Below are 22,706 nucleotides of genomic sequence, written 5' to 3'. Positions count from 1 at the left end.
GCTGTTTCCTTGTTATAGGTGCGCTCAGAGCGTGGATTTGTCGATGACCTGCAGGCTCATCTGCTCCAGCAGTGTGTTCATCTGAACGAACTGCGCGAAGCGTTTGTCCTGGGTCTGGCCGTGGAAGAAGCGGTAGTAGATCTGCTGGACGATGCCGGCCAGGCGGAACAGGCCGTAGGTGTAATAGAAGTCGAAGTTGTCGATGCGGATCCCGGCGCGCTCGGCGTAGTAATCGACGAACTCGCGGCGGGTCAGCATGCCGGGGGCATGGCTTGGCTGGCGGCGCATCAGTTGGACGGGGGCCGGGTCTGCGGCTTCGATCCAGTAGGCGAGGCTGTTGCCCAGATCCATCAACGGATCGCCGATCGTGGTCAGTTCCCAGTCCAGCACGCCGATGATCTGCATCGGGTTCTCTGGGTCGAGGATCACGTTGTCGAAGCGGTAGTCGTTGTGGACGATGCTCGAAGTGGGATGGTCGGCCGGCATCTTGTCGTTGAGCCAGGCCTTGACCGCTTCCCACTTCGGCGCATCGGGCGTCAGGGCTTTTTCGTAACGGTCGCTCCAGCCGCGGATCTGCCGGGCCACGTAGCCTTCGGGCTTGCCCAGGTCGGCCAGGCCGCAAGCGTTGTAGTCGACACGGTGCAGCTCGACGAGCCGGTCGATGAAACTCTTGCACAGCGCTTCAGTGCGGGCGGCGTCGAAACCCAGTTCCGGCGGCAGGTCGGAGCGCAGGATGATGCCCTTGACCCGTTCCATCACATAGAACTCGGCGCCCATCACTGACTCGTCGGTGCAGTGCACGTAGGCTTTGGGGCAGTACGGGAAACCGTCGCGCAATTGATTGAGGATGCGGAACTCACGGCCCATGTCGTGGGCGGACTTGGCCTTGTGGCCGAACGGCGGCCGGCGCAGGACGAATTCCTGCTCGGGGTATTCCAGCAGGTAGGTCAGGTTCGACGCGCCACCGGGAAACTGGCTGATCTGCGGCACGCCGGTCAGGCCGGGAATGTGGGCCTTGAGGTACGGGTCGATCAGGTTGGCATCGAGTTCTTCACCGTCGCGCACGCGGGTGGACTGATCAGTAAACGCCATGCTTATCCCTTCTGCTTATTTTGGAGGCCATCGATCATTGGCTAATCTAATGGCGCGTGGGAGGCGTCACAAGCACGCCAGGGTCTTATAGGTTAGCGTGTTGCCGGATAATCAGCGGGCTTGATGCATGGCGGCGTGCGCGTTGGGTAGGGGCGAGCTAAGGTTTCCGGATCTGTCGCTTTCAAAGGAGCAACCGCGATGGGATGCCCGCAAGTCTGTGGCACCGCGACCTTGCAATGCAGCTTCGGCGCTGCCCCGGCGGTGCTCAATGTGCTGCCGGTCAATCGCCTGCTGACCGGCGGGATGCCGGCGGCGAATATCATGGATCACATCCCGCTGGTGAACATCACCACGTTTGGCATGTGCATGAGCCTGGCGAACCCGACCGTGGCCGCCGCCACCGCGGCGGCACTCGGCGTGTTGACCCCCATGCCCTGCATCCCGGCCACCGCCGCCCCCTGGATCCCCGGCGGCGCCCCGACCCTGTTGCTGGGCAACATGCCGGCCATCGATGCCAACAGCACCTTGATGTGCACCTGGGCCGGGGTGATCAAGATCGTCGTGCCGGGGCAGGTGCAGATGCTCATCCCCTGATGGTTGCGCGGTGGACGCAGGCTAGCTGCCCACCTCCAATCCCCTGTGGGAGCGGGCTTGCTCGCGAAGAGGGTGGCACATTCAGTATTGATGTCGACTGTTAGGCCGCCTTCGCGAGCAAGCCCGCTCCCACACTGGGTCTTCAGTGGCCTCAAGTTTTGTGCTTGCCCTAAATCTCTTGTGGGAGTGGTGTGTTCAGGCCTGCGCTGGATCATTCCAGCGCCTGAACCACCAGCGCACTCGGGAGATCGGTTTGCCTTCGGCGTCCAGTGGCCGGCCGTCTTCGGCGTAGGCCTGGGGTGGTTCCAGCAGTTGGCCGTTGAGGTAGCGGGCTTCGACCGCCGGGTTGCCGTTGGGGTGCAGGCGGCGATAGCGGCCGTCGCGCACGCCGTCGCGATAGACCTCGGCTTCGGCCAGTTGCCCGTCGGGGAAGTAGTTGTTCGCCTCACCGTGCAGCAACCCGCGGCGGTACGTGGCCTGGCGTTGCAACCCGCCTTCGGCTGCATAGAAGCTCGCCACACCTTGCAGTTTGCCTTTCACGAACGGCAATACCGCCGAGACCTTGCCATTGGGGTGATACAGGGTGCTGGTGCCTTGCAGTTCACCTTGGCTGTAGTTGAGTTTTGCTTGCGGGCGTTGGGCTTCTTCGATTTGCAGCGGGCCGTCGAGCTGACCATCGACCAGTTGCCCGCTCAGTTGGCTGTCACCACGCTCCAGGTCGAGTTTTTTCGAGGCCATCGGTGCGCTCCTGTCAGTTGACCTTCACCAGGCCGCCCTTGATGGTCAGCATGCCGCCGCCGTCCACGGTCTGTTCGGCCGCCGCCTTGTTCACCAGGCTGATGCCAGCGTCGTTGGTCAGGGTGGTGCCGGCCTTGTTTTCCAGCGAGGTACCGGCCTGGTTGCTCAGGGCCGTGCCGGCTTTCTGGCTGATGGACGTGCTGGCCTGGGCGGCCAGGTCGGCGCCGCTCTTGATCGCGAAGCTGCCGCCGCTTTGCAGGGTCAGGGTGCCGCTGACTTTGATGGTCAGGTTGCCGTCCACCGTCAGGCTGTAGTTGCCGGTGACCTTATGATCGTAATTGCCGCCGGTGCTGTGGCTCTGGTCCGAGCCCACGGTGACGGTGCGGGTGTCCTTCACATCGAGGCTGTCGCTGCCGGTCTGGATGGTCACGCTGCGCTTGCCTTTCTCCAGGGTCACGGTTTCGTCGCCGTCCTTTACCGTGCGGGTGCGGGCGTTCTGCACCGTGAGGGTTTCGTCGTGGCCGACGGTGGCGGTGGTGTCGTTGAGCACGTTGATGTTGAAGTCTTTCTGGGCCTGGAGAAACACTTCTTCGGCGTCCTTCTTGTCTTCGAAGCGCAACTCGTTGAAACCACCACCGCCCTTGGACGAATTGGTCTTGATCCCGGATTGGGTCTGGTTCGCCGGCAGCGCGTAGGGCAGGGCATTGTCGCCGTTGTAGACGCAGCCGGTGACCAAGGGGCGGTCCGGGTCGCCGTCGATGAAGGTCACGATGACTTCCTGGCCGATGCGCGGCACGAACTGCATGCCAAAGCCTTTGCCGCTCCAGGGCAAGACCACGCGAACCCAGCAGGATGAGGTCTCGTCGTTCTTGCCGGTGCGGTCCCAGGGGAATTGCAACTTGATCCGGCCGTATTCATCGGTCCAGATCTCTTCGCCGGCCTTGCCCACCACCAGCGCCGTCTGGGTGTGCATGCGGGGTTTTGGCGTGAGGCGGGCCGGTCGATAGACCGTGGCCTTGGGGATCGCTTCGAAGCGGTTGCGATAGCTGTCATGGCTGGCTTCATGGCTGACCGCCGTCACGACCCAATCGATATTCAGCGTCGAGTCTTCATGGCCGGCGAGGGTGAACCAATACCCCGGCACCAGCCAGCGGCAGTCGCTTTCGCCGACGAAGCGTTTCTCCTGGCTGCGCAGGCCATCCACCCGCTGTTTGGTCAGCGCATCGCCCTGGGCCTTGGCGGTATAGCTGCCTGGATGTTCGTACACCGAGCTCGGCCCGGCCACAGCTTCGGCCTGGCTGTAGAGCGATGTTGTCGGCGTGGTGAATTCATAGTCGGTCGCCTGGTAAACCCCGGCCACCGCTTGCAGGCACACTTGTCCGGAGCGGATGCCGTGCAGTTCTCGTTCGCCCATTTTCTGCCCGAGATAATTCACCGTCGGCCCGTTGGGGATGGGCGCGAAGGCGTCGTTGCTGTCGGCCAGTACCAGCGTGTGCTTACCGTCTTCATGACTGAAGAACCAGAAAATCCCGTCTTCTTCCAGCAGGCGCGAGACGAAGGCCAGGTCGGTTTCGCCGTATTGCACGCAGTACTCGCGGGGTGTGTAGCTGCCGCTGAGCTTGAGCTGGAAGTCGGTGAAGCCGTGGCCCTTGAAAATCGTCGTGACGATGTCCGAGGTGGCGAGGTTCTGGAACACACGGTTGTTGCTGGCCAGGCTCAGCCACCAGAGCCACGGCCGGAGCAAAAGCTGATAGCGCTCGGCGGTGGCGTCGGCCGGCAGTTGGCGGATCTCGGCCACCAGCCAATCCAGCGGACGCAGCAAGGCATCCTTGTGCAGCGTGGCGGTCACGTGGCTGGCGACGGCCGTCGTGAGGTCCAGCGAGGCGCCATCGTTGATGCCGTTGAGGATGTGCGAGCCCAAGCCGTTGAGGCGTTCTTCGCCGGACAGCGATTCAGGGTACAGCGCCGACAGCGAGGTGGCGGTGAGGGAGAGGGTGGTGTTGCTGTCGGTGGAGCGGGGCATTAATCATCCTCGGCACGCTCAAATATCGTCAGGAAATCCTTCGACTGGGCCTGCCCATAAACATGACTCCACCGGGAAAGGCACATTGTCCAATTGATTGGTATTGACCCCGATACGTTGGGCACAGATTTTTTCAGGCTCGCCAACTTTTTTGATCCTGATGGATCCGTTATTGACATAGTCATCCACTGATTTCATCTGTTTTGGTTTTATCCATGTGATGTTGAAATACAAAACATAGACTTCTGAAAGTTTGCTAATACCGAGTTTTTCTTTTTTCTTTCGTATTTCAGACGGCGGTATGGTGGTCAAATAAAAGCCTTCCTCATGCTGTTTAGTGAACCATGCCCACTTTTGAGGTTGATTCATCGTGCATTTCCACTCCTGAACGGCGGGGACGCCGATTTGATTGCCAGTTATGGATTTGGCCGCCGACTGGGTGGTGTAGTGATAGAACTTCATAACGTGCTCCGGTCCAACTCAGAAAGTCTTAACAGGCTATGAACAACGACGGAGGTTATTCCAACACCCACTCCGCCAACTTCCCCGTCACCTGCGTCATCAACACATTCTCGACATCCCGTGCCCCCGCCGCGCTGCACTTGGCCAACACAGCCTTGACGATCCCCGCATCGAACTCGAACTGCTTGCCGGTCGCGGCCTTGTAGCGCCCGCGCAATTTCTCCAACTTCGCCAACACAATCCCTTCCAGCGTCGCTTCATCCAGCGGCCGATAAGCCACCACCGTCATACGCGCCAAAAATGCCGGCCGGAATGCTTGCAGCAGCACTTTGTGCAAGGCTTCGTTGAAGGCGTCGCTGCCCAGTTGCGCGGTCGGCGTGTCCAGCAGCAGTTCGGCGCCGACGTTGCTGGTGGCGAGCATCACGGTGTTCTTGAAGTCCACCACCAGGCCGGTGCCATCTTCCATCAGGCCTTTGTCGAAGACGTTGTAGAAGGCTTCGAGCACATCCGGGTGGGCCTTTTCGATTTCATCCAGCAGCACCACCGAATAGGGTTTGCGCCGCACCGCTTCGGTGAGCACGCCGCCGCTGCCGTAGCCGACGTAGCCGGGCGGGGCGCCTTTGAGTTGGCTGACGGTGTGGGCTTCCTGGTACTCCGAGAGGTTGATGCTGATCAGGTTGCGCTCACCGCCGTACAAGGCGTCGGCCAGGGCATAGGCGGTTTCGGTCTTGCCCACGCCGGTGGGGCCCACCAGCAGGAACACCCCGACCGGTTTCTGTGGGTCGGTGAGGCCGGCGCGGTAGGCTTGCAGGCGTTGGGCGATGGTGTTCAACGCGGTGCTCTGGCCCATGACCCGCTGGCCCATGCGCTGGCCTAGGGTGCGCACGGCGTGGGCTTCGTCGGCGAGCATCTTGCCCACCGGGATGCCGGTCCAGCCGGCAATCACGGCGGCGACGGTCTTGCTGTCCACCTGTTCGGGCACCAGCGGATCGTCCTGGCGAATGGCATCCAGGCCCGCCTCCAGGCGCAGCAGTTCGGCGGCCAGGTGGTCGATGCGGTTATCGATCTCGGTGTCGGCTTTTTCACTGTCGGCGCGTTCGCTCAGGGCAAGCAGTTCGCGCCGAGTGTCGAGCAGTTCGCGCACGGCTTCGCGCTCTTCGCCCCAGCGGGTTTCCAGTTCGCTGATGGCTTGCACGTTGCTGGTCGATTCGCCTTCGAGCAGGGTGATGCGTTCACGGTGATCGAGCCCGGTCGCCTGTTCCCGGCGCAGGCGTTCGACCTCGTCCTTGAGGCTGTGCTGCCGATGGCGCAGGCTTTCCAGCGGTGGCGGCACGTCGTGCTGGCCGAGGGCGACCCGGGCGCAGGCGGTGTCGAGCACGCTGATGGCTTTGTCCGGCAACTGTCGCCCGGAGATGTAGCGGTGGGACAGCTTCACCGCCTCGTGGATGGCCGCGTCCAGCACCTGCACGCCGTGGTGCTGTTCCAGTTTGCTTGCCACGCCGCGGAGCATTTCCACGGCGGTCAGTTCGTCCGGTTCTTCGACCTGCACCAGTTGGAAGCGGCGGGCCAGGGCCGGGTCTTTCTCGAAATATTTTTTGTATTCCAGCCAGGTGGTGGCGGCCAGGGTGCGCAGTTCGCCCCGGGCCAGGGCCGGCTTGAGCAGGTTGGCCGCGTCGCTGCCGCCCTCTGCGCCGCCGGCGCCGATCAGCGTATGGGCTTCGTCGATGAACAGGATGATCGGCTTTTCGGCACGGCGTACCGCGTCGATCACGCCTTTGAGGCGCTGTTCGAATTCACCTTTGACACCGGCACCGGCCTGCAACAGACCCAGGTCGAGGACACGCAGGGTGACTTCCTGCAACGACGGCGGCACATCCCCGGCGGCGATACGCAGGGCCAGGCCTTCCACCACCGCAGTCTTGCCGACGCCCGGTGCGCCGACCAGGATCGGGTTGTTCTGCCGGCGCCGGAGCAGGATGTCGATGCACTGGCGGATCTCGCCGTCGCGGCCGACGATGGGGTCGATGCGCCCGGCCCGGGCGTCGGCGGTCAGGTCCTGGGTGTACTGGTCCAGGACAGGGTCCTGTTTCTGGGAAGGCTCGCCGGGTTTGGCCGGGCGCACGCCAGCGACATGCTCACGGGAGCTTTCGGTCCATTCCAATAGGTGGGCGCGCAGGGCGTCGCGGGGAATGCGCAGCAACGACGAGGCGCTGTTGAGCAGCAGGCTGCGGCGCTCATCACGGTCCAGCAGCGCCAGCAGCAACAGCCCGGAGCGGATGCTGTCCAGGCCCAGCACGCTGGCCTGGACCACGGCGTCTTCCAACAGGCCGATGGTTTGCGCCGACAGGGCGGGGGTGCGGGTGCTGCCGGATTTGAACAGGTCCAGGGCCTTGTTGGTTTCCGCGGCCACCGCGTCACGCTCCAGACCGAAACGTGGCAGCAGGCAGGCAAAGTCGCCGCCCTCGATGTCGAGCAATTCCAGCAGCAGGTGTTCGATTTCCACGTAATGATGGCTGCGCTGCATGCAACGTTGCGCGGCCCGTTCCAGGGCGCGGCGGTTGTCCGGGTTGAGGCGTCCGATCAGGCTGGCCAGTTCCATTTCAGGCAATCTCCGGCTGACGAAGGCGGGTTTCGATCCGTTGCACGGCGAGGGTTGGCTGGCGTTGCAGGCCACCGTTCCAGTTCAGCCGTGGCGCTGCCTGGCGGTCCAGTTGCAGCGGGCCGGCGCCGCGGATCAGCAACACCAGGGTGCAATCCAGGTCGGGGCCGAAGTACAGGGCGTAGAGGCTGGCGAGCAGCGGATGGGCTTCGCCGTTGGGCAGCAGTCCGCTGGCCTGGCCCGTGGTCAGCGGGCCGAGGGTCAGGCGCACGCCGGCATGTTCGTCCCAGACGTGGGTGCCGGCCACCGCGTTGCGGCCCAGGCACAGGTTGCGCCCGCCCGGTTGCAAGCGGCTGCGGCTGGCCGGCGGGATTTCACGCCAGCCACCTTCGTAAGCCGTCAGCTCCACGGGCAGCCCGAACTGTTCACGGACAATCGCCGCGAACCCGTCCAGGGAGCGCCGGCCATCGGCGTACAGCGCGGTGCAGGCCAGTACTGCCGAGTCGGGTGCGGCCTGGCGCTCCTGCAAGGCCTTGGGCAGCAGGCCGGTCAACGCCCGCAGTTGCGCGTGTACGGCGGACGATCCCGGGGCAGTGAAACCCAAGGCGATGCGATGTTTGCGCATCACCTTGTAAAGCAGGCTGAGCAGGCGATGCTGGAACAGGTCGAGGAATTCCGCCGGGGCATGATCCTTCGCCCGTGCCCGTTGTTGCAGCCATTCCTGGTAGGCGTAGGGCAACGGGCCGTCGGGGCCGCCGAGGCCGAAGATCGGCGTGGTCAGGGTTGGCGGCAGGCCGGGTTCCTGGCCCAGGCTTTCCACTTCGCTGGCGGCGAACAGCGGCGTCAAGGGCCCGCGCAGGCGCAAGGCTTCGGCGTGCGGCGCGGTGCCGCTGCCCAAGGGCTCGGCCTGGGGATGTTCACGTTCGAGCAACAGCAAGGCCTGGAGCCATTCGAAGCGTTGCGGGTCGCGTCGCAGGCGCTGGCTCAGGTTCAGAGCACCAGGGGTTTGCCGGCTTGGGGTTGCCATGTCTTCACCTCCTTGTCGGACTGGACCAGCACGGTGCGCACGAAGCGATTGGCGGTGGCATAAAGGGAAAAGAACTGCGCCAGCACCCCGGAGAACAGCACGGCGCTGCTACCGACGAAGTGTTGCGGATCCAGTTGCAGGCGCACCTCCAGGCCGTTGCGCCAGCCGCGCCAGGCGTCTTCGCCGACATGGGCGATGACCCGGTCACAGCCCAGTCCCGATACCCCTTCGATCTGGCGATGGGCGCTGGCCTCGTCCCGCAGGTTGTGCAATTGGAGAATCTCGCGCAATGCGTCCAATGCCTGGGGGCCTTCGACCAGCGACAAATGGTTGAGGGTCAATTGCGACACCAGCCGCCAGCGCGATTCGCCGTCCAGGCGCGGCAGGCTTTGCGGGCTGGGTGGGTTGCGCAGGCGCGCCCAGGCCACCGGCCCTGGGCGCTCGAAACCCAGTGGGGTGCCGGCCGGCAGGCTTTGGGCCAGGTGGCGGTTGGTGCACAGCAGTTCGGCGGTGAGGCTGTAGTCGCGGGTTTCGGCCAGCGGGTCGAACTGGGTGTCCACCAGGCTGACCATCAAGTCGGTGCCCAATCGGTTCGGGCTCATGCCACTGACCCGTCGTGCATGCCAATAACAGGTTTGGTCGTTGCCATGCTGGCTGCCGTAATAGGCCGGCACTTTGCGCACGCCCTGGCTGGACATGGCGCGCATGCCACGGATGCTGTGGATCTCGACGCTGTTTTCCCGATGACTGTCGGCCACCAACCGGTACTCGCTGCGGGTGCCATCCGGGCGCAGCGGCTCGGAAGTCCTGGGAAACAGGTTGATCGCCGGCGTGCAGCCCAGGGCGATGTCGCTGGCCTGGAGCGGCAGGCGGCTGGTGGGAGGGCGGTCGAAAACGATGTACAGGTACAACGACGGGCCGTCGCTGGTGGCACCGGCCAGTGGCAGGTCGAAGAAGCCGAATTTATCCGGGAAGGCAAAGTACTCGGCCAGCAGGCGCATGCCGGGGTGCACGCCGTCTTCATCCGGCAGCAAGACCTGGTCACTGGCGAAGCCGACGATCTGTGGCAGGCCTGTCAGCGACTCCGGCGCGCTGCCCGGCGCACCGGCCAGGACCTCGATGGCGTGCGCGGCCAGCAAATCGTACAGCCCGGCGTTGATGATCGGTGACGCCGCCAGGTGTACCCGCAGCGAGTCGATTCCCAGCGTCGACCACTGGCTTTCGCCCAGGCATCGCAACTCCAGGCGCAAGGCCGAGCGGGCCCGGACCACTCCGGTCAGCGCCTGGGTTTCGTCGCTGCCCAGCAGCAATGCCTCGCTGATTTCCACCGGCCACAAATGCACAGCGGCGGTGGTCCGAAAATGAATGCTCTGGCCTGTGTCCGTGGTGACGAACAACGGTGTGTCGCGGGGCAGCGGGTAGCCCTCGTTCAAGTTGCCTTTGCTGGGGTCGGGCTCGAACTGCACGATGGCGCACGACGGCAAGGGTCGCATGGCCAACGGGTAAAGCTGTTCGAGCAGGGCATCGCTGAATTCGGCGTAGTCGTCGTCCAGCCGGCGTTGCAAGCGGGCGGCCAACAGTGCGAAACCTTCCAGCAGGCGCTCGACATGCGGATCGGGGCATTCGCCGGGGGACAACTCCAGGCGCCGGGCGACCTTGGGGTAGCGCTCGGCGAACAGGCTCCCGGCATGCCGCAACCAGGTCAGTTCGCGTTGGTAATAGTCCAACAGTTGCGGGTCAATCGAGTCGCTCATGTCGTACCTCAAGGCCGTCGCCGGCGTGCTCGATGACAAAGGCCACGGGCCAGGCATGCAGGTCGCCGCGCAGCTCGCCCAGCAGCCGTATGCACAGTTGCTGCGGATGGCCCGGCACCGGGCAGACCTCGACCTCGCCCAGGCGCAGGCGAGGTTCGAAGTGGGTGATGGCCTGGCGGATTTCCCGGGTCAGTTGGCGCCGGTCATCGCTGCGCTGCTGTTGCAGCGCGGTCCAGTCGGCGATGCCGTAGTCCAGGATGCTTGGCGGTTCGGTCAGCGCCCGTGGGCCGCGTCGGGTATTGAACAGGCGCGACAGTTCGGCATGCACCGAGTCTTGCAACGCCTGTCGGTCGAACACCCGCCCGGTATCGTTCGCCGGGCTGGCCAGGCGTTCGAACAGGGGCGGGCGCAGCCCGAAGCCAGCCATGGGTGCGGTTTCCTTACTTGGTCATTTTGTTGGCGGCCAGGTCCCAGGTCGTGCCCGCCGTGCCTTCCTTGGTGCCGTCGTCTTTCTGCGCAGTGAGCTCCCATTTGATCTTGGTAAAGTTCAGCGACAGGGTTTCCACCGGTTTGCCGCCGGTGCCGCCGCTGACACTGACGTTGGACAGCACGACGTTGGTCAGGGTGTAGATGATGAACGGCATGAGTTTGCCGCTGCCCTCGGCGGCGTTGCGGCCAATGGTGATGACGGCTTGCGGGATCGGCTTGCCGGCGCAGCAATATTCGTTGAGCGAGGGGGTGGAGCTGTCGACGAATTTGGTCAGGGTGAATTCGCCGATGTGCGGCCGGCCGGAAGTACGCTCCGAGTTGCTGACGTCGTTGGTGACCTGCATTGCCACGTTATGGCTGTAGGACATGACCTCGATCTTGTCCGTGAAACCCTCCAGCAGGCTGTCGCCCTTGATGTCGCCGCCGAGGTCGAGAATGATTGCATCCATTGTGTGGAACTCCTGAAGAAGACGAAATGGGCGGTACCCAATACCGATCCGTTAAAGACGAACGCCGAACCTGTGGCGAGGGGATTTATCCCCGCTGGGGCGCGAAGCGGCCCTAAATCTGATCACCCGGTGTGTCAGGCAGATTGAGTGGATCGCTTAGAGGGCTGCTGCGCAGCCCAGCGGGGATAAATCCCCTCGCCACAACAAGCTCCTCGCCACAGGTTTCAACCGTCAGGCAGCTACCGGCGGCGGCAGGGTCGCCACCAGGCGGATCGAGGCGGTCAGTTCCTCCAGCTGGAAGTGCGGCCGCAGGAACACCGTGGCCTTGTAGGCGCCTGGCTTGCCTGCCACTTCCGTCACGTCCACTCGCGCTTCGCGCAGCGGGTACTGCGCCTTGATTTCTTGCGGCGCGTTGTCGTTGATCAGCACGTAGTCGGCGATCCAGTTGTTGAGGTAGGTCTGCACGTTGTCGCGGGTCATGAAACTGCCGACCTTGTCACGCATGATCACCTTCAGGTAATGGGCGAAACGCGAGGCCGCGAGTACATACGGCAACATCGCCGAGATCCGCGCGTTGGCGTTGGCCTCGTTGGTGTTGTAGAGCTTGGCCTTGTTGGTGGTCTGGCCGCCGAAGAACACCGCCACGTCGCTGTTTTTCTTGTGGCACAGGGAGATGAAGCCCAGGTCGTTGAGTTCTTTTTCGCGGCGGTCGGTAATCGCCACTTCGGTCGGGCATTTGAGCGACAGATCCCCGGAACTGGTGCGGAACGTATGGGCCGGCAGGCCTTCGACCGCGCCACCGCCCTCGGCCCCGCGAATGGCTGCGCACCAGCCATATTTGGCGAAGGCTTCGGTGATGCGTTGTGCCAGGGTCCAGGCGGCGTTGCCCCACAGGTATTTGCTGTGGTCGGTGCCATTGACGTCTTCAACGTAGTTGATGCCTTCCACCGGCAGCGTGTCCGGGCCGTACGGCAGGCGCAGCAGGAAGTGCGGCAGCACCAGGGACACGTAGCGCGAGTCTTCGCTTTCACGGAAGGCGCGCCACTTGATCAGCTCCTGGCTCTCGAAAATCTTCGACAGGTCCCTGGGGATCGCCAGTTCGGTGAAGCTGGTCATGTCGAACAACCGCGGGCTGGCGGCGGCAATGAACGGGGCGTGCGCGGCGGCGGCGACGTTCGAGAGTTTTTCCAGCAGGCCGATGTCCTGCGGATGCCGGCCAAAGGTGTAGTCACCCACCAGCAGGCTGAACGGGTGCCCGCCGAAGGTGCCGTATTCTTCCTCGTAGATTTTCTTGAACAGCGCGCTCTGGTCGAATTCGACGGCTTTTTCCAGATCGTTCTGCAGTTCTTTCTGGGTGACGTTGAGCAGGCGCAATTTGAGCCGGGTGCTGGTCTCGGTGTTCTGCACCAGCAGGTGCAGGCCGCGCCAGGAGGCTTCGAGTCTCTGCAGGTCAGGGTGGTGCAGCACTTCGTTGAGCTGGGCGCTGATCAGTTGGTCGATCTGGCTGATGCGGTCGTTGATCATCGCCACGGTGTCCTTGTCGATGGCCATGCCTTCGTCGAGGACCTGGGTGGCGAATTCGGCCAGCATGTCGCGGGCGTAGTCTTGCTGGCTGTCGTCGTGGGCCATGCGGCCTTCGGCGATGATCTTGTCCAGCAGGGACAGGGTCTGGGTCGTGCTCTCGCTGGTTTGAGCGCTGGATGAAGCAGGCATGGCGTTATCTCCCTTGAATGATGCGCGCGATCAGGCCTGTGGTTCGGCCGGGGCAGGGTCATCGTTGGCGGCCACGGTCGGCAGCTCTGGCGGTACGTCCTGGGGCCGGGCCGACTTGATCTCCTGCAGGCCTTCTGTGTTGGCGATCACGTCGCGCAGCAGCTTGTCCAGGTCGTCGTTGCCATCGAGTTTGGTCAACAGGTCCCGCAGGCGTTGGCGCGCTTCGAACAACCGGCGCAGCGGCGTGACCTGCTCCACGACCTTGACCGGGTCGAAGTCGTCGATATGACGGAAGTTGAGTTCGATGTTGAGCTTGCTGTCGTCGCCGCTGAGGGTGTTGTTCACCTGGAGCGTGGCGCGGGGGGAGATGGAGGCGAGCACCTCGTTGAAATTATCCCGATCGATTTCAGTAAAGCGCCGCTCATTGAGCTTGGGCAGCGGGTCCAGTGGCTTGCCCGAGAGGTCGGCCAGAATGCCGACAACCAGTGGCAATTCTTTTTTCTCGATGGCGTTGCCGATTTCCACGTCATAGGTGATCTGGACGCGGGGAGGACGGACTCTGTCGAGCTTGTGCTGGGTACTTTCTGCCATGGCGGCCGACTCCGATGCATGTGCGGGCGCAATGCATCGGGAGTCCCGCTCATCGCATTCCCTTGCTGATCCACAGGTTGCAAATGGACGGCAGAAAACCTGTCATTCCCTTGACGAACCTGGCGCATTCGACCGTGTGGGTCGAACTACCCAAGACGCTAGAACAGGTCTATAAAAAAGCAAGCAAAAACAATTTTGGACCGCTGAGAAAAGGAAGATTCATTTTGCGTGGGTTTTTTTTCGGATTTTTTTTGAGCCTGGCGCTCACCGGTTGCTCGCTTTTTGCGCCCAGTGTCGACCTGGACAGCCTGACCCTGGACGTCGCCCCCCGGGCCAATGACGACACACCGATCGCGGTGGATTTCATCGCGGTGAACGACCCGGACCTGCTCAAGCAGCTGTCGGGCATCACCGCCAGCCAGTGGTTCGCCGAGCGCGAACAGTTCCAGCGCGACTATCGTCAACTCATGTCGGTGTGGGGGCTGGAGCTGGTTCCGGGGCAATTCATCGACCGCCAACCCTTCCCGTTGGAGGGCCGGCGCGCCGCTGGACTTTTGGTCTTCGCCAGCTATAACACTCCCGGAGCCCACCGGCTTCGGCTGGACGATCAGCGCCAGGCCTGGCTGAAGTTCGACAGTCGCGAGATGACCCTCGTGAATGATGGGGCTGATGACAGCCAGCCTTGAGTGACCGCGGGCCGCCATGCGCGGCGACATTGGGATGTCGAAGGGAGTCGTATGAGTCTGTTACCTGACGCGGTGTGCTGGCATGAGGGCATGCAATTGCTGCCCCAGCATTTTCAATTGCAAGGGCTGCGTGCCGAGGCCCTGGCTGCGTATTTTGCCGGGGCCTGCAACCCTTGGTTCTGGGGTGTCAGCCAGCTGGAAGTCGATCCTTCAGCCCTCAGCGCCGGCCTGGTGCGGCTGCTGCAACTGCAAGGCACCTTGCCGGACGGCTTGCCGGTCAACCTGCAGGCCGGCGTCGGGCCGACCTTGGAGCTGGACATCGGTGAGGCGATCGACAAGACCGACGACGCCACCGTGACTGTGTACCTGGCCGTCAGCCCGCTGTGGCGCGCCGGGCAATTGGTGCCGCTCAAGGGGCGCCTGCAATCGGTGGTCGGCGAGGCGTTGCCGGACCTCACCAGCGGTGCATTTCCCGAGTCGATCACCGTCTGGCGACCCAACCCGAGGCTGTGCACGCAACTGAGCAAGGCCGATTCGATCTGCCTGCCGCTGTTGCGCATCCGCAAGGAGGGCGGTGGCTTCTGGCGCGTGCCCTACACCCCGCCGACGCCGATCCTGTTGCCGGAGTCGGCCCTCGGTCGACGGGTCGCCGGAGTGTGCGCCCGGGCTCGGGAAAAATGCATGTTTCTCGCTGGTCGCTTGCGTCAGGCCCAGGCGGCCGGCAACCAGGACGATGCCATGGAGATCCGTCGGCAATTGACCGCCTTGTGGGCGCGCTTGCCGGAAGTCGAAGGCGCGCTGAATACCCGGGTGGCAACGCCCCAGGCGCTCTACGGTTTGCTGCTGGGGCTGGCCGGGAGCTGGTCGGCCCTCGATCCGCTGGCGGGCGTCCCGGCCTTCGCACCGTTGGATTTCCTCGAATTGCAGCGCGGCTATGAACCGTTGCTCGACTGGCTGGAAACCACCCTGGAACTGGTTCGTGCCGGCTATCGCAGCCTGGCCTTCGAACGCAATGAGCAGGTCTTCTCGATCCAGTTGCCTGACGACCAACCGGAGCAACGCCTGGTGATCGGCCTGCGCATGCCCAACGGCGCCAGCGAGCAGGCGGCGGGCGAGTGGTTGCGCGGGGCGATCATCGCGTCGGCGCGGCACATCCCGCTGCTCAGCCGACAACGCATGAGCGGTCTGCCCCACCAGGCCATGAGCCGCAACGAACAGGTGGCCTACAGCGTGGGCGAGGACACCCGTTTGTTTGTGGTGGCCGCCAGCGGGCAATGGTTCGACGCGCAATTGCCGCTGCACATCGTGGCGCCGGCATCGGCCCAGGCCAGCAGCCCGTGGCAAGTGGTGTTGTTCGTGGCGCAAGCCAGTGAAAGTGCCTGATCGCAAAAGGGGAGTCGTATGCCTGATGGAAGTGGCGGGGCGGTTCGGAGTCTGCATGAGGCGCCGCTGAGCAGCGCTTTTCGCCAGGCCTGGTTGAAGTGGTCCCAGGAGTGGCAAGACTTGCCCAAGGACAGCGACCCTGCGGTATTGGTCAATCGGGTGGTGGAGTTTTCCGGGCGCAGCGCCCAGCGTCTGTGGCGGGTGGCCTTCGCCACCGTCGGCGATGCCGCCACCGAGCAGGTCAAGTCGCTGGTCTATGCCTTCGTGGCTCTGGTGGACGAAACCTTGCTGTTCAGCCCCTGGCCCGGACAACTGGCGTGGCAGCAGCACCCCCTCGAGTCACGCATGTATGCCAGCCGCCAGGCCGGCGAGCGCTTGCCGGCGGCGATCAAGAAACTGCTGGACGAGCAGATGCCCGGCACCCGGGACCTGGCGAATGTCTATCTGCAATGCCTGATCCTCGGGTTCCAGGGGCGATTGCGTGGCGAGCCGGGCCAGGTCCAGCATGCAAAGTGGCGCGTGGCGCTGTTCACCTTCGCCTGGCAACACGACCCTGATTACGTCGACGTCAGCCAGCGCCTGGCGCTGTCTTCGGCGACGCCGCCAGTGCGCATGCCAGTGCAGCAATCGCTGCCGGACGGCTTTCGCCTGGGGCTGGCGATCCTGGCGATGGTGTTGCTGCTGACCGGCTTGGGGCAGGTGTTCTGGCGTGACATCCGTTCGGAACTCGAGCCGGTGCTGCAACTGAATGAGTCGGTGGTTCAGGAGCAGGACTCATGAGCACCCTGAGCATCGTTGCCCTGGTGGTGCTCGCCATCGTCATGGTGCTGTTGATCGCGGCCCTGATCTGGTGGCTGCGGACCCAGGGCGGGGCGGCGATCCGCAGTTTCTATGGGGCGGTGCGCCGCATGGAGCAGGAGCAGGGCACCCGGGACCGCTATCAGATGCCTTGGCTGATGATGCTCGGCAACGAAACCGACGGCGCCCAATTGTGCGCCCAATGGCGCTTGCAACCGACCGACAAGGCGGCCTGGTTCGGGCGCTGGTTTTCCGATGCCGAGGGCTCGGTGCTGGTGGTGCCCCAGGCGTTGTTCCTGCCCGATGACGGCATGAATCGGCAACGGGGCAACTGGTGGCGCCTGCTGGGGCTGATGTTGCGCTTGCGCAGCAAGCGGCCATTGGATGCGGTGATCTGGACCGTACCTTTGAGCACCCTTGACGACATCGAGCACACCACCGAGCTGAGCCTCAAGGTCCGGCGTGTCTTTATCGACCTGTTGCAACGGTTCGGCCTCAGCCTGCCGGTGTACGTGGTGATCACCGGGATGGAAGAACTGCCCGGGGTCCAGGAACTGGTCAGTGCGCTGCCCGCCGAGGCGCGTGAGTCGATGCTGGGTTGGTCCTCGCCCTATTTGCCGGATGCGGCCTGGCAGTCGCAGTGGAGTGACCAGGCCCTGGACCAGGTCAACGCGGCGCTGTCGCAGTCGATCATCGAGATCGGTGCGCTGTCGGGGCAATTGAGCACCGATCTTTATGGGTTGCCGGAACGTTTCGAAGGTTTGCGGCGGGCCTTGCAGATCCTGCTGGAGCCGGTGTTCCAGGGCAACGCCCAAGGTGAAGCACCGCGTTTTCGCGGGGTGTACTTCACCGCCAGCCAGGCACCGGCCGTCAGCAGCGACGGTTTGACCGCTTCCGATAGTGCCCAGCGGCAAACCGTGTTCGCCCGGCAATTGTGGTCGCGACGGCTGATGGCCGAACGTGGCCTGGCCCAGCCTGTGCCACGGCTGTTGCGCCTGCGCCAGCGCGGGCATCGGCTGGCCGGAGCGGTGGCGTTGGTGGTGGGCCTGGTCTGGCTGGGAGGCATGGTCTGGGTCTGGCACGATTCGGTGGAGCAAGCCGAGGGGCTGTCGCGGTTGATCCTCAGCGCCCATAAGAACCATCTCGTGGTCGACCCTGACGAACCGCAACTGGAACCGACCCGGCACAATGTGCAGAACTACTGGAACGTGTTGGAAAAGGCCCCGAGCTGGCGCTTCGTCTCAGTGGTGTTTCCTACTTCGTGGTTCTCTTCCGTGGACACGCAACTGGAGAATGGGTTGCGCCTGACGGCTCGGCACCATTGGATATTGCCCTTGCGGGACCTGCTCAATTCCGACCTGGAACAGCTCAAATCCATCCGCAACACCGAGCGGCGGGGCAATGTGGAGAACGAAGACCCGGCGCAGTGGCAGAGTTATGTGAAGGCCAAGGAACTGGTGGAGCTCGCGGTACGCCTTGAGCAGCACAACCAGATGTTCAGTCAGGTGGTGAACGATCCCAAGGCACCGCTGGACGAACTGGTGCAACTGAGCAACACCGCCTTGTCCCTGGGTCTCAACACCGGCACCTTGAGCCGGCCACGGTTCTACAACCGGGTGCTGTTCGATGCCCAGAACAGCGATTTGAAAGGGCTGGACCTGAACGCCGCGCGCCCGGTGATCGCCGATAACTTCACCGGCCTGATGCAGCGCTGGCTGGACCATTACTTCCTGGCGGACAACTTTGTGCGCCAGGCCGGTTACCTCAAGCTGCACCTGCAACGGCTGGAGGCCGGCAGTGGCAATTCGTTGAGCGAACTCGAAGACCTGATGGCGCTGATCGACGATTTGCAGACCCTGGTCAGCCTGACCAACTCGGCCTGGGGCCGGGGCAAGGGCCAGGACCTGGTGCCCGGTTACAGCCAGATGCTGGACAAGGTCAGCCACAGCACGTTGTTGGGGCCGGATATCGAGCAGGACCTGGAGAGCCAGGCGGCGAAGTTGCAGCAGAGCTTTCGTGACCAGTGGATCGTCCAGACCGGCTCCGGGGACAATCTGCTAGTGCAACAGGGCAGTGGCCTGCTGGTTTTGCAAGACCATGTCACGGCGCTGGACGGTGCGGTGCAGGCGCTGTTCAAGCGTGATTTCGTGGCGCTGGCCATGCAGAAGGATCCGTCGGGCAACACCTCCGATTCGATGGGCCAGGGCGATGGCAGCGATGATTTCAGCGTCGCGCTGAACTACTTCACCAGCTACAAGAGCTATGCCAATGAAGAAATGCCGCGCATTCCGCCGGATTACCGTGATGCGCTGATGCAGGCCGCTGAAGGCGCCGCGGCCCGGGCCATGTGGTTGAGCCTGGATGAAAGCGACGAGGCGCTGCCCGGCATGGGCTTCAATGTGCAAACGACCCAGGCCGTTGCGCTGCAGAAAGCCTTCATGGACGTGCACCGTGGCGACCTGGCGATGCGTTTCCAACGTCTGCTCAATCGCCGGGCATTGGCGCAGCTCAAGAGTGGCCTGGACGAAATCGATGCCCAGCCGCTGTTCAGCCAGCGGGCCGATGTCCAGCGCTGGGACGGCTCGAAGAACTTCGGCTTGCAGCTCTACGGTGCCAGCGATCCACAAGACCTGAAGCTGAACCTGGCCCAGCAATTCGGCGCGATGCTGCAGATCGCCGAGCAGCGAATGCCCGCGCTGGAATGGTTGATCGTCCAGCAGGACAACCTGTCGGCCCTGGAACACGACCAGGTGGCACGCTTCATGGCCCTCAACGATGAATTGCTCAAGTACAAGAACCAGAACCCGGCCAGCTCGGCGGCCCAACTGGAACAATTGGTGAGCCGGGACTTTATCGCCATGGACACCACCTCCTGCGCGCAAATCTTGCAGACCGCCAGCTTGCCCGGCGGGCGCGGCGACCTGGCGCTGCGCACGGTCGCGTTGCAGCAGGGCGCCCTGCAACGGTGCCTGTACCTGCAACAGAACCAGGCCGCGGCCGCCTGGAATGACCTGGCCAACTATTTCAATCAATACCTGGCCGGGCGCTTTCCGTTTTCCCAGGACGTGCGGGCCAGCGATGCCGACCCGGCGCGGGTCCAGCATTTACTGGAGCTGATCGACACGCGCCTGCCCCTGGCCCAGGCCGGGCTGACGTTGAGCCAGACGCCAGAGCGGCTGGCAGCCGAGGATTTCCTCAACCGTTTGAAACAGGCCGGTACCTGGCTCGGGCCGCTGTTCGTGCGCGACAAGAGTGGCATCCTGGGGGTGGAAATGGACGTGCGCTGGCGCACCGATCGCGATGAAGAACGCGGCGCCGACCAGGTGATCGCCTGGAGCCTGGACGCCGGCAACCAACAGATCAGCTACCCCGGCGGCGGCCAGCCGAACCTGCGTTGGATGGTCGGCCAGCCCGTGCGCCTGACCTTGCGCTGGGCCCGCAACGGCTACCAGCGTCCGGCCAACGACCCGCTGCAACCGAACCTGGTGGTGCGCGACCTGGAGGCCGGTTGGGAATACCAGGGACCCTGGTCGTTGCTGCGCCTGATGCGCTCGCAGGTGGCGAGTCAGCGCCAGCCGAATGTCGACTACACCGATTTCCCCCTGGCCCTGCAACTGCCGGTGACCGCCCAGACCCAGGCCCGCACGGCGCAGCAAACGTTGATGTTCATGCGCCTGTCGTTGATGAGCCAGGGCTCCAAGCTGCCTTTGTCGATCCCGCCGCTGCCGACGCGGGCGCCCCGTTCACCTTTCATGGCGACCGCATCGAGCCCCGCCATTGCCACTCGTGAGGAGGGCCTGTGAGCTTGCCGATATCGCCTTTGCCTGAGTTGGTCAGCCAGTTGCTCGAGCCGATCAGTGCCGAATCGCCCTGTGGCCCGGACCTGCGCTACGAACCGGAATATGACCAGTTGCGCGAATTGCGCCGGGAGGACGACACCAGCCTGCCCACCGGTGTGTGGCAGTCTTCGATCAAGCGCGCCCTGTGGCCGGACCTGGAACGGCTCGCGACCACGTTGCTGCTGGAGCGCAGCAAGGACCTGATGATCAGTGCCTGGCTGGGGGAGGCCTGGCTGCATATGGCTGGGCTGGAAGGGTTGCCGGGCAGCCTGGCGCTGGTGGCTGGACTGTGTGAGCGCTATCCGGAGCAGTTGCACCCCCAGGCCGAGGAAGGCGACCAGTCATGGCGGGTGATCCCGCTGGAGTGGTTGGCCCGTCGCTACAGCGAAGTGCTGCTGACGCGGGTGCCGTTGTTCGACGGCCGGGAACAGGCCTTCGCCGCTTTCTGCCTGGACGACTGGCAACGCTTGCAGCGCCAGCAAGTGTTGGTCAACGACAGCAAGAACGCCAAGGCCTCGGCCGAAGCGGCGCGCAACGATCAAAAGAAGCTCAGCGAACTGATTCGCAACACACCCTTGTCGTTCTGGTTGCATCGCCAGGGCAGCCTGATGTTGAGCCTGCAACACCTGCAACGGCTCGAAGCCTGGAGCGACGCTTACCTGGGCAACCTGGCCCCGGGCTACAAATCCCTGCAGGACGTGATGCAGGCCTTGTTGGCACTGGTAGAGGAGTTCATCGCGATGCACCCACAGCAACCCACCGTCGCGCCGGTGCAAACGTCCCCGGCGTCCACGACGTCGACGTCCCAGCCGCAGGCGGCACCTGCCCAGGTCTTCCAGGAACCGGCCAATCGTGAAGAGGCCTACCGACAATTACTGGTCATCGCCGGTTACCTGGCCCGCACCGAACCCCACAGCCCGGTGCCCTACCTGATCCGACGCGGCGTGGAGTGGGGCAACAAGCCGTTGAGCGAGTTGCTGGGGGAACTGATCAGTGCCGATGCCGAATCCCGGCGCTTGTGGACGTTATTGGGCGTTCTCTAACGCTCCTCGTCGGACCACGGCACTGGCGTCAACACCGGTTTGCCGGAAAAGAACGCGGTCAGGTTCTGGCCCACCAGCTCTACCATTGCGCGGGTCGCTTCCGGTGACAGGCCGGCCACGTGGGGGGTGAGGACGACGTTGGGCAGGTTTTTCAGCGCCTGCGGCACCTCGGGCTCGTGATCGAACACATCCAGGGCCGCTCCGGCGATTCGCCGGTGCTCCAGGGCGCTGATCAGATCGGCGGTGGCAACCACGCTGGCCCTGGCGACGTTCACCAGAAACCCTTTTGGGCCGAGCGCATCGAGGGTCTGTTTGTTGATCAATTGCCGGGTATCCAGGCCGCCTGGCGTGGCGACGATCAGGAAGTCCGAAACCCGCGCCAGTTCCGTGGGAGTGGCGCAGAAGGTGTAGGGCACGTCATTGCGCACCCGCCGATTGTGATAGCTGATACTCATGTCAAAGCCCAGGGCGGCCCGTTTGGCGATCGCCATGCCCACCGCGCCAAGGCCCAACACGCCCAGCCGCTTACCCGCCAGGGAAGGGCGCGCAACCCTTGGCCATTCGCCCCGCCGCAGGGCGGCATCGGAGTGGGGTATGTCGCGCACCAACGCCAGCAACAGCGCCATGGCATGGTCGGCCACCGACGACGCGTTGACCCCGGCGCCGTTGGTGACCACGATGCCCCGATGGCGCGCGGCCTGCAGGTCTACTTGTTCGTAACCGGCACCGATCACGCAGATGATTTTCAGATTGGGCAGGGCGGCGATCTCTTCCTCCGTCAGGCCCAGGGGGCCGCGGGTCAGCACTGCGCTGAAGCGTTCACCGTGTTCGAAAATCGCCGTTTTGCGTTCGGCAGGCGTGGGCGCCAATTCCAGGTGGTAACCCTGCTTCTCGAGAATCGGCAGGCATTCATTGACGGTTTCAACCAGTACCAGAACGGTTGCGGTCATGCTGGGCTCCTGTGGGCGCTGGGGCGATTTCAAGTATTCAACCTGATTGTAGGAGCCGGGGGCAGGGGGGCTTGGCTTTTTATGTGCATTTCGGATTTTGTTGACTGGCTGGGTACATATCCATTGCTGCGGTCACGGCTGCTTAGGGTTTCGCCCTGACGGCGACTCACTTTTGAGAAGCCCGGAAGCCGGCCCAGTCAAAAGTAAGCAAAACGCTTCTGCCCCACCACTCGGTGCCTCGCTTAGGCTCGGCATGCCCTCACTCCGGCATTGCTCCGTGGGCCGCCGCGAAGGGCCATCCATGGCCCAGCGCGGCTAACCCGGCATCCATGCCGGGTTGCCCACTGCGCAATGCCTGCGTTCGGCCATCGTGGTTAACGGGGCGCCCGAGATCAACGTCCACGCCGAGGCGGCCTAGTAGCCGACCTGGTTCTCCCGGTCGTACACCCATCAGATCTGTTTGATCAGGACCTGTG

At 63.7% G+C, this 22,706-nt stretch carries 18 protein-coding genes; 6 read left to right on the top strand and 12 right to left on the bottom strand.

What is annotated here, in order from left to right; all coding sequences use genetic code 11:
- Positions 1-24 precede the first annotated feature (24 nt).
- Positions 25-1,092, bottom strand: coding sequence for a phosphotransferase family protein (locus AD662_RS17035; protein ID WP_053189085.1), 1,068 nt, complete (start codon positions 1,090-1,092; stop codon positions 25-27).
- Positions 1,093-1,290: 198 nt separating this feature from the next.
- Here AD662_RS17035 and AD662_RS17030 point away from each other — a divergent pair, with 198 nt between their 5' ends.
- Entirely contained in the window at positions 1,291-1,686 is a 396-nt protein-coding gene (locus AD662_RS17030; RefSeq protein ID WP_003202818.1) for a DUF4280 domain-containing protein, read from the top strand.
- A 195-nt stretch (positions 1,687-1,881) separates the two neighbouring features.
- On the opposite strand, the gene AD662_RS17025 is transcribed toward AD662_RS17030, so the two are convergent.
- The 10 genes from AD662_RS17025 to tssB form a co-directional block, all read right to left on the bottom strand.
- A complete protein-coding gene (locus tag AD662_RS17025) occupies positions 1,882-2,424 on the bottom strand; it encodes a toxin-antitoxin system YwqK family antitoxin (protein WP_053189083.1) in 543 nt (180 codons plus the stop codon).
- 13 nt (positions 2,425-2,437) lie between these two features.
- Complete coding sequence (locus AD662_RS17020) at positions 2,438-4,447, bottom strand: type VI secretion system Vgr family protein (RefSeq protein WP_053189080.1); 2,010 nt, start codon at positions 4,445-4,447, stop codon at positions 2,438-2,440.
- A gap of 18 nt (positions 4,448-4,465) precedes the next feature.
- Positions 4,466-4,909, bottom strand: coding sequence for a hypothetical protein (locus tag AD662_RS17015; RefSeq protein WP_053189077.1), 444 nt, complete (start codon positions 4,907-4,909; stop codon positions 4,466-4,468).
- Positions 4,910-4,964: 55 nt separating this feature from the next.
- Entirely contained in the window at positions 4,965-7,508 is a 2,544-nt protein-coding gene (tssH, locus tag AD662_RS17010) for a type VI secretion system ATPase TssH (RefSeq protein WP_053189074.1), read from the bottom strand.
- Between the two features lies 1 nt (position 7,509).
- Positions 7,510-8,535, bottom strand: coding sequence for a type VI secretion system baseplate subunit TssG (tssG, locus tag AD662_RS17005; RefSeq protein WP_024617955.1), 1,026 nt, complete (start codon positions 8,533-8,535; stop codon positions 7,510-7,512).
- A complete protein-coding gene (tssF, locus tag AD662_RS17000) occupies positions 8,499-10,289 on the bottom strand; it encodes a type VI secretion system baseplate subunit TssF (RefSeq protein WP_053189071.1) in 1,791 nt (596 codons plus the stop codon). Before tssF ends, tssG begins: the two co-directional genes overlap by 37 nt.
- Complete coding sequence (gene tssE, locus AD662_RS16995) at positions 10,273-10,716, bottom strand: type VI secretion system baseplate subunit TssE (RefSeq protein WP_053180243.1); 444 nt, start codon at positions 10,714-10,716, stop codon at positions 10,273-10,275. The genes tssF and tssE overlap by 17 nt, the downstream gene beginning before the upstream one ends.
- Before the next feature lie 13 nt (positions 10,717-10,729).
- Positions 10,730-11,227 carry an Hcp family type VI secretion system effector gene (locus tag AD662_RS16990; RefSeq protein ID WP_024617958.1) on the bottom strand — a complete coding sequence of 166 codons (498 nt, stop codon included), beginning with the start codon at positions 11,225-11,227 and terminating at the stop codon, positions 10,730-10,732.
- A gap of 231 nt (positions 11,228-11,458) precedes the next feature.
- Complete coding sequence (tssC, locus tag AD662_RS16985; RefSeq protein WP_018605729.1) at positions 11,459-12,940, bottom strand: type VI secretion system contractile sheath large subunit; 1,482 nt, start codon at positions 12,938-12,940, stop codon at positions 11,459-11,461.
- A gap of 30 nt (positions 12,941-12,970) precedes the next feature.
- Complete coding sequence (gene tssB, locus AD662_RS16980; RefSeq protein WP_018605731.1) at positions 12,971-13,531, bottom strand: type VI secretion system contractile sheath small subunit; 561 nt, start codon at positions 13,529-13,531, stop codon at positions 12,971-12,973.
- A gap of 224 nt (positions 13,532-13,755) precedes the next feature.
- On the opposite strand from tssB, the gene AD662_RS16975 reads away from it, so the two are divergent.
- Genes AD662_RS16975 through tssA form a run of 5 tightly spaced genes read left to right on the top strand, consistent with a single transcriptional unit; the run spans position 13,756 to position 21,280 of the window.
- The gene (locus AD662_RS16975; RefSeq protein WP_053189068.1) at positions 13,756-14,217 is read left to right on the top strand and encodes a hypothetical protein; all 462 of its coding nucleotides are present in this window, start codon (positions 13,756-13,758) and stop codon (positions 14,215-14,217) included.
- Positions 14,218-14,268: 51 nt separating this feature from the next.
- Entirely contained in the window at positions 14,269-15,600 is a 1,332-nt protein-coding gene (gene tssK, locus AD662_RS16970; protein WP_053189065.1) for a type VI secretion system baseplate subunit TssK, read from the top strand.
- 18 nt (positions 15,601-15,618) lie between these two features.
- Complete coding sequence (locus AD662_RS16965) at positions 15,619-16,380, top strand: DotU family type IV/VI secretion system protein (protein WP_018605737.1); 762 nt, start codon at positions 15,619-15,621, stop codon at positions 16,378-16,380.
- The gene (locus AD662_RS16960) at positions 16,377-20,201 is read left to right on the top strand and encodes a type VI secretion system protein (RefSeq protein WP_053189060.1); all 3,825 of its coding nucleotides are present in this window, start codon (positions 16,377-16,379) and stop codon (positions 20,199-20,201) included. The genes AD662_RS16965 and AD662_RS16960 overlap by 4 nt, the downstream gene beginning before the upstream one ends.
- Complete coding sequence (gene tssA / locus AD662_RS16955) at positions 20,198-21,280, top strand: type VI secretion system protein TssA (protein ID WP_053189058.1); 1,083 nt, start codon at positions 20,198-20,200, stop codon at positions 21,278-21,280. Before AD662_RS16960 ends, tssA begins: the two co-directional genes overlap by 4 nt.
- On the opposite strand, the gene AD662_RS16950 is transcribed toward tssA, so the two are convergent.
- Entirely contained in the window at positions 21,277-22,230 is a 954-nt protein-coding gene (locus AD662_RS16950) for a 2-hydroxyacid dehydrogenase (RefSeq protein ID WP_018605745.1), read from the bottom strand. The two genes, tssA and AD662_RS16950, sit on opposite strands and share 4 nt — an antisense overlap.
- Positions 22,231-22,706: the final 476 nt, after the last annotated feature.

Origin of the sequence: Pseudomonas kilonensis (assembly GCF_001269885.1) — a bacterium.
In the GTDB taxonomy this organism is placed as follows: domain Bacteria; phylum Pseudomonadota; class Gammaproteobacteria; order Pseudomonadales; family Pseudomonadaceae; genus Aquipseudomonas; species Aquipseudomonas kilonensis.
The sequence above is the reverse complement of the archived record's forward strand: the minus strand, read 5'-3'. Positions and strand labels throughout refer to the sequence as shown.

Bases quoted from the DNA above. Each gene is read 5' to 3' on its own strand.
- tssF (WP_053189071.1), bottom strand. From the start codon at position 10,289: ATGAGCGACTCGATTGACCCGCAACTGTTGGACTATTACCAACGCGAA.
- AD662_RS16965 (WP_018605737.1), top strand. From the start codon at position 15,619: ATGCCTGATGGAAGTGGCGGGGCGGTTCGGAGTCTGCATGAGGCGCCG.
- tssB (WP_018605731.1), bottom strand. From the start codon at position 13,531: ATGGCAGAAAGTACCCAGCACAAGCTCGACAGAGTCCGTCCTCCCCGC.
- AD662_RS17035 (WP_053189085.1), bottom strand. From the start codon at position 1,092: ATGGCGTTTACTGATCAGTCCACCCGCGTGCGCGACGGTGAAGAACTC.
- AD662_RS16960 (WP_053189060.1), top strand. From the start codon at position 16,377: ATGAGCACCCTGAGCATCGTTGCCCTGGTGGTGCTCGCCATCGTCATG.
- AD662_RS17015 (WP_053189077.1), bottom strand. From the start codon at position 4,909: ATGAAGTTCTATCACTACACCACCCAGTCGGCGGCCAAATCCATAACT.
- tssE (WP_053180243.1), bottom strand. From the start codon at position 10,716: ATGGCTGGCTTCGGGCTGCGCCCGCCCCTGTTCGAACGCCTGGCCAGC.
- AD662_RS17025 (WP_053189083.1), bottom strand. From the start codon at position 2,424: ATGGCCTCGAAAAAACTCGACCTGGAGCGTGGTGACAGCCAACTGAGC.
- tssK (WP_053189065.1), top strand. From the start codon at position 14,269: ATGAGTCTGTTACCTGACGCGGTGTGCTGGCATGAGGGCATGCAATTG.
- AD662_RS17030 (WP_003202818.1), top strand. From the start codon at position 1,291: ATGGGATGCCCGCAAGTCTGTGGCACCGCGACCTTGCAATGCAGCTTC.
- tssG (WP_024617955.1), bottom strand. From the start codon at position 8,535: ATGGCAACCCCAAGCCGGCAAACCCCTGGTGCTCTGAACCTGAGCCAG.
- AD662_RS16950 (WP_018605745.1), bottom strand. From the start codon at position 22,230: ATGACCGCAACCGTTCTGGTACTGGTTGAAACCGTCAATGAATGCCTG.
- tssC (WP_018605729.1), bottom strand. From the start codon at position 12,940: ATGCCTGCTTCATCCAGCGCTCAAACCAGCGAGAGCACGACCCAGACC.
- tssH (WP_053189074.1), bottom strand. From the start codon at position 7,508: ATGGAACTGGCCAGCCTGATCGGACGCCTCAACCCGGACAACCGCCGC.
- AD662_RS17020 (WP_053189080.1), bottom strand. From the start codon at position 4,447: ATGCCCCGCTCCACCGACAGCAACACCACCCTCTCCCTCACCGCCACC.
- AD662_RS16990 (WP_024617958.1), bottom strand. From the start codon at position 11,227: ATGGATGCAATCATTCTCGACCTCGGCGGCGACATCAAGGGCGACAGC.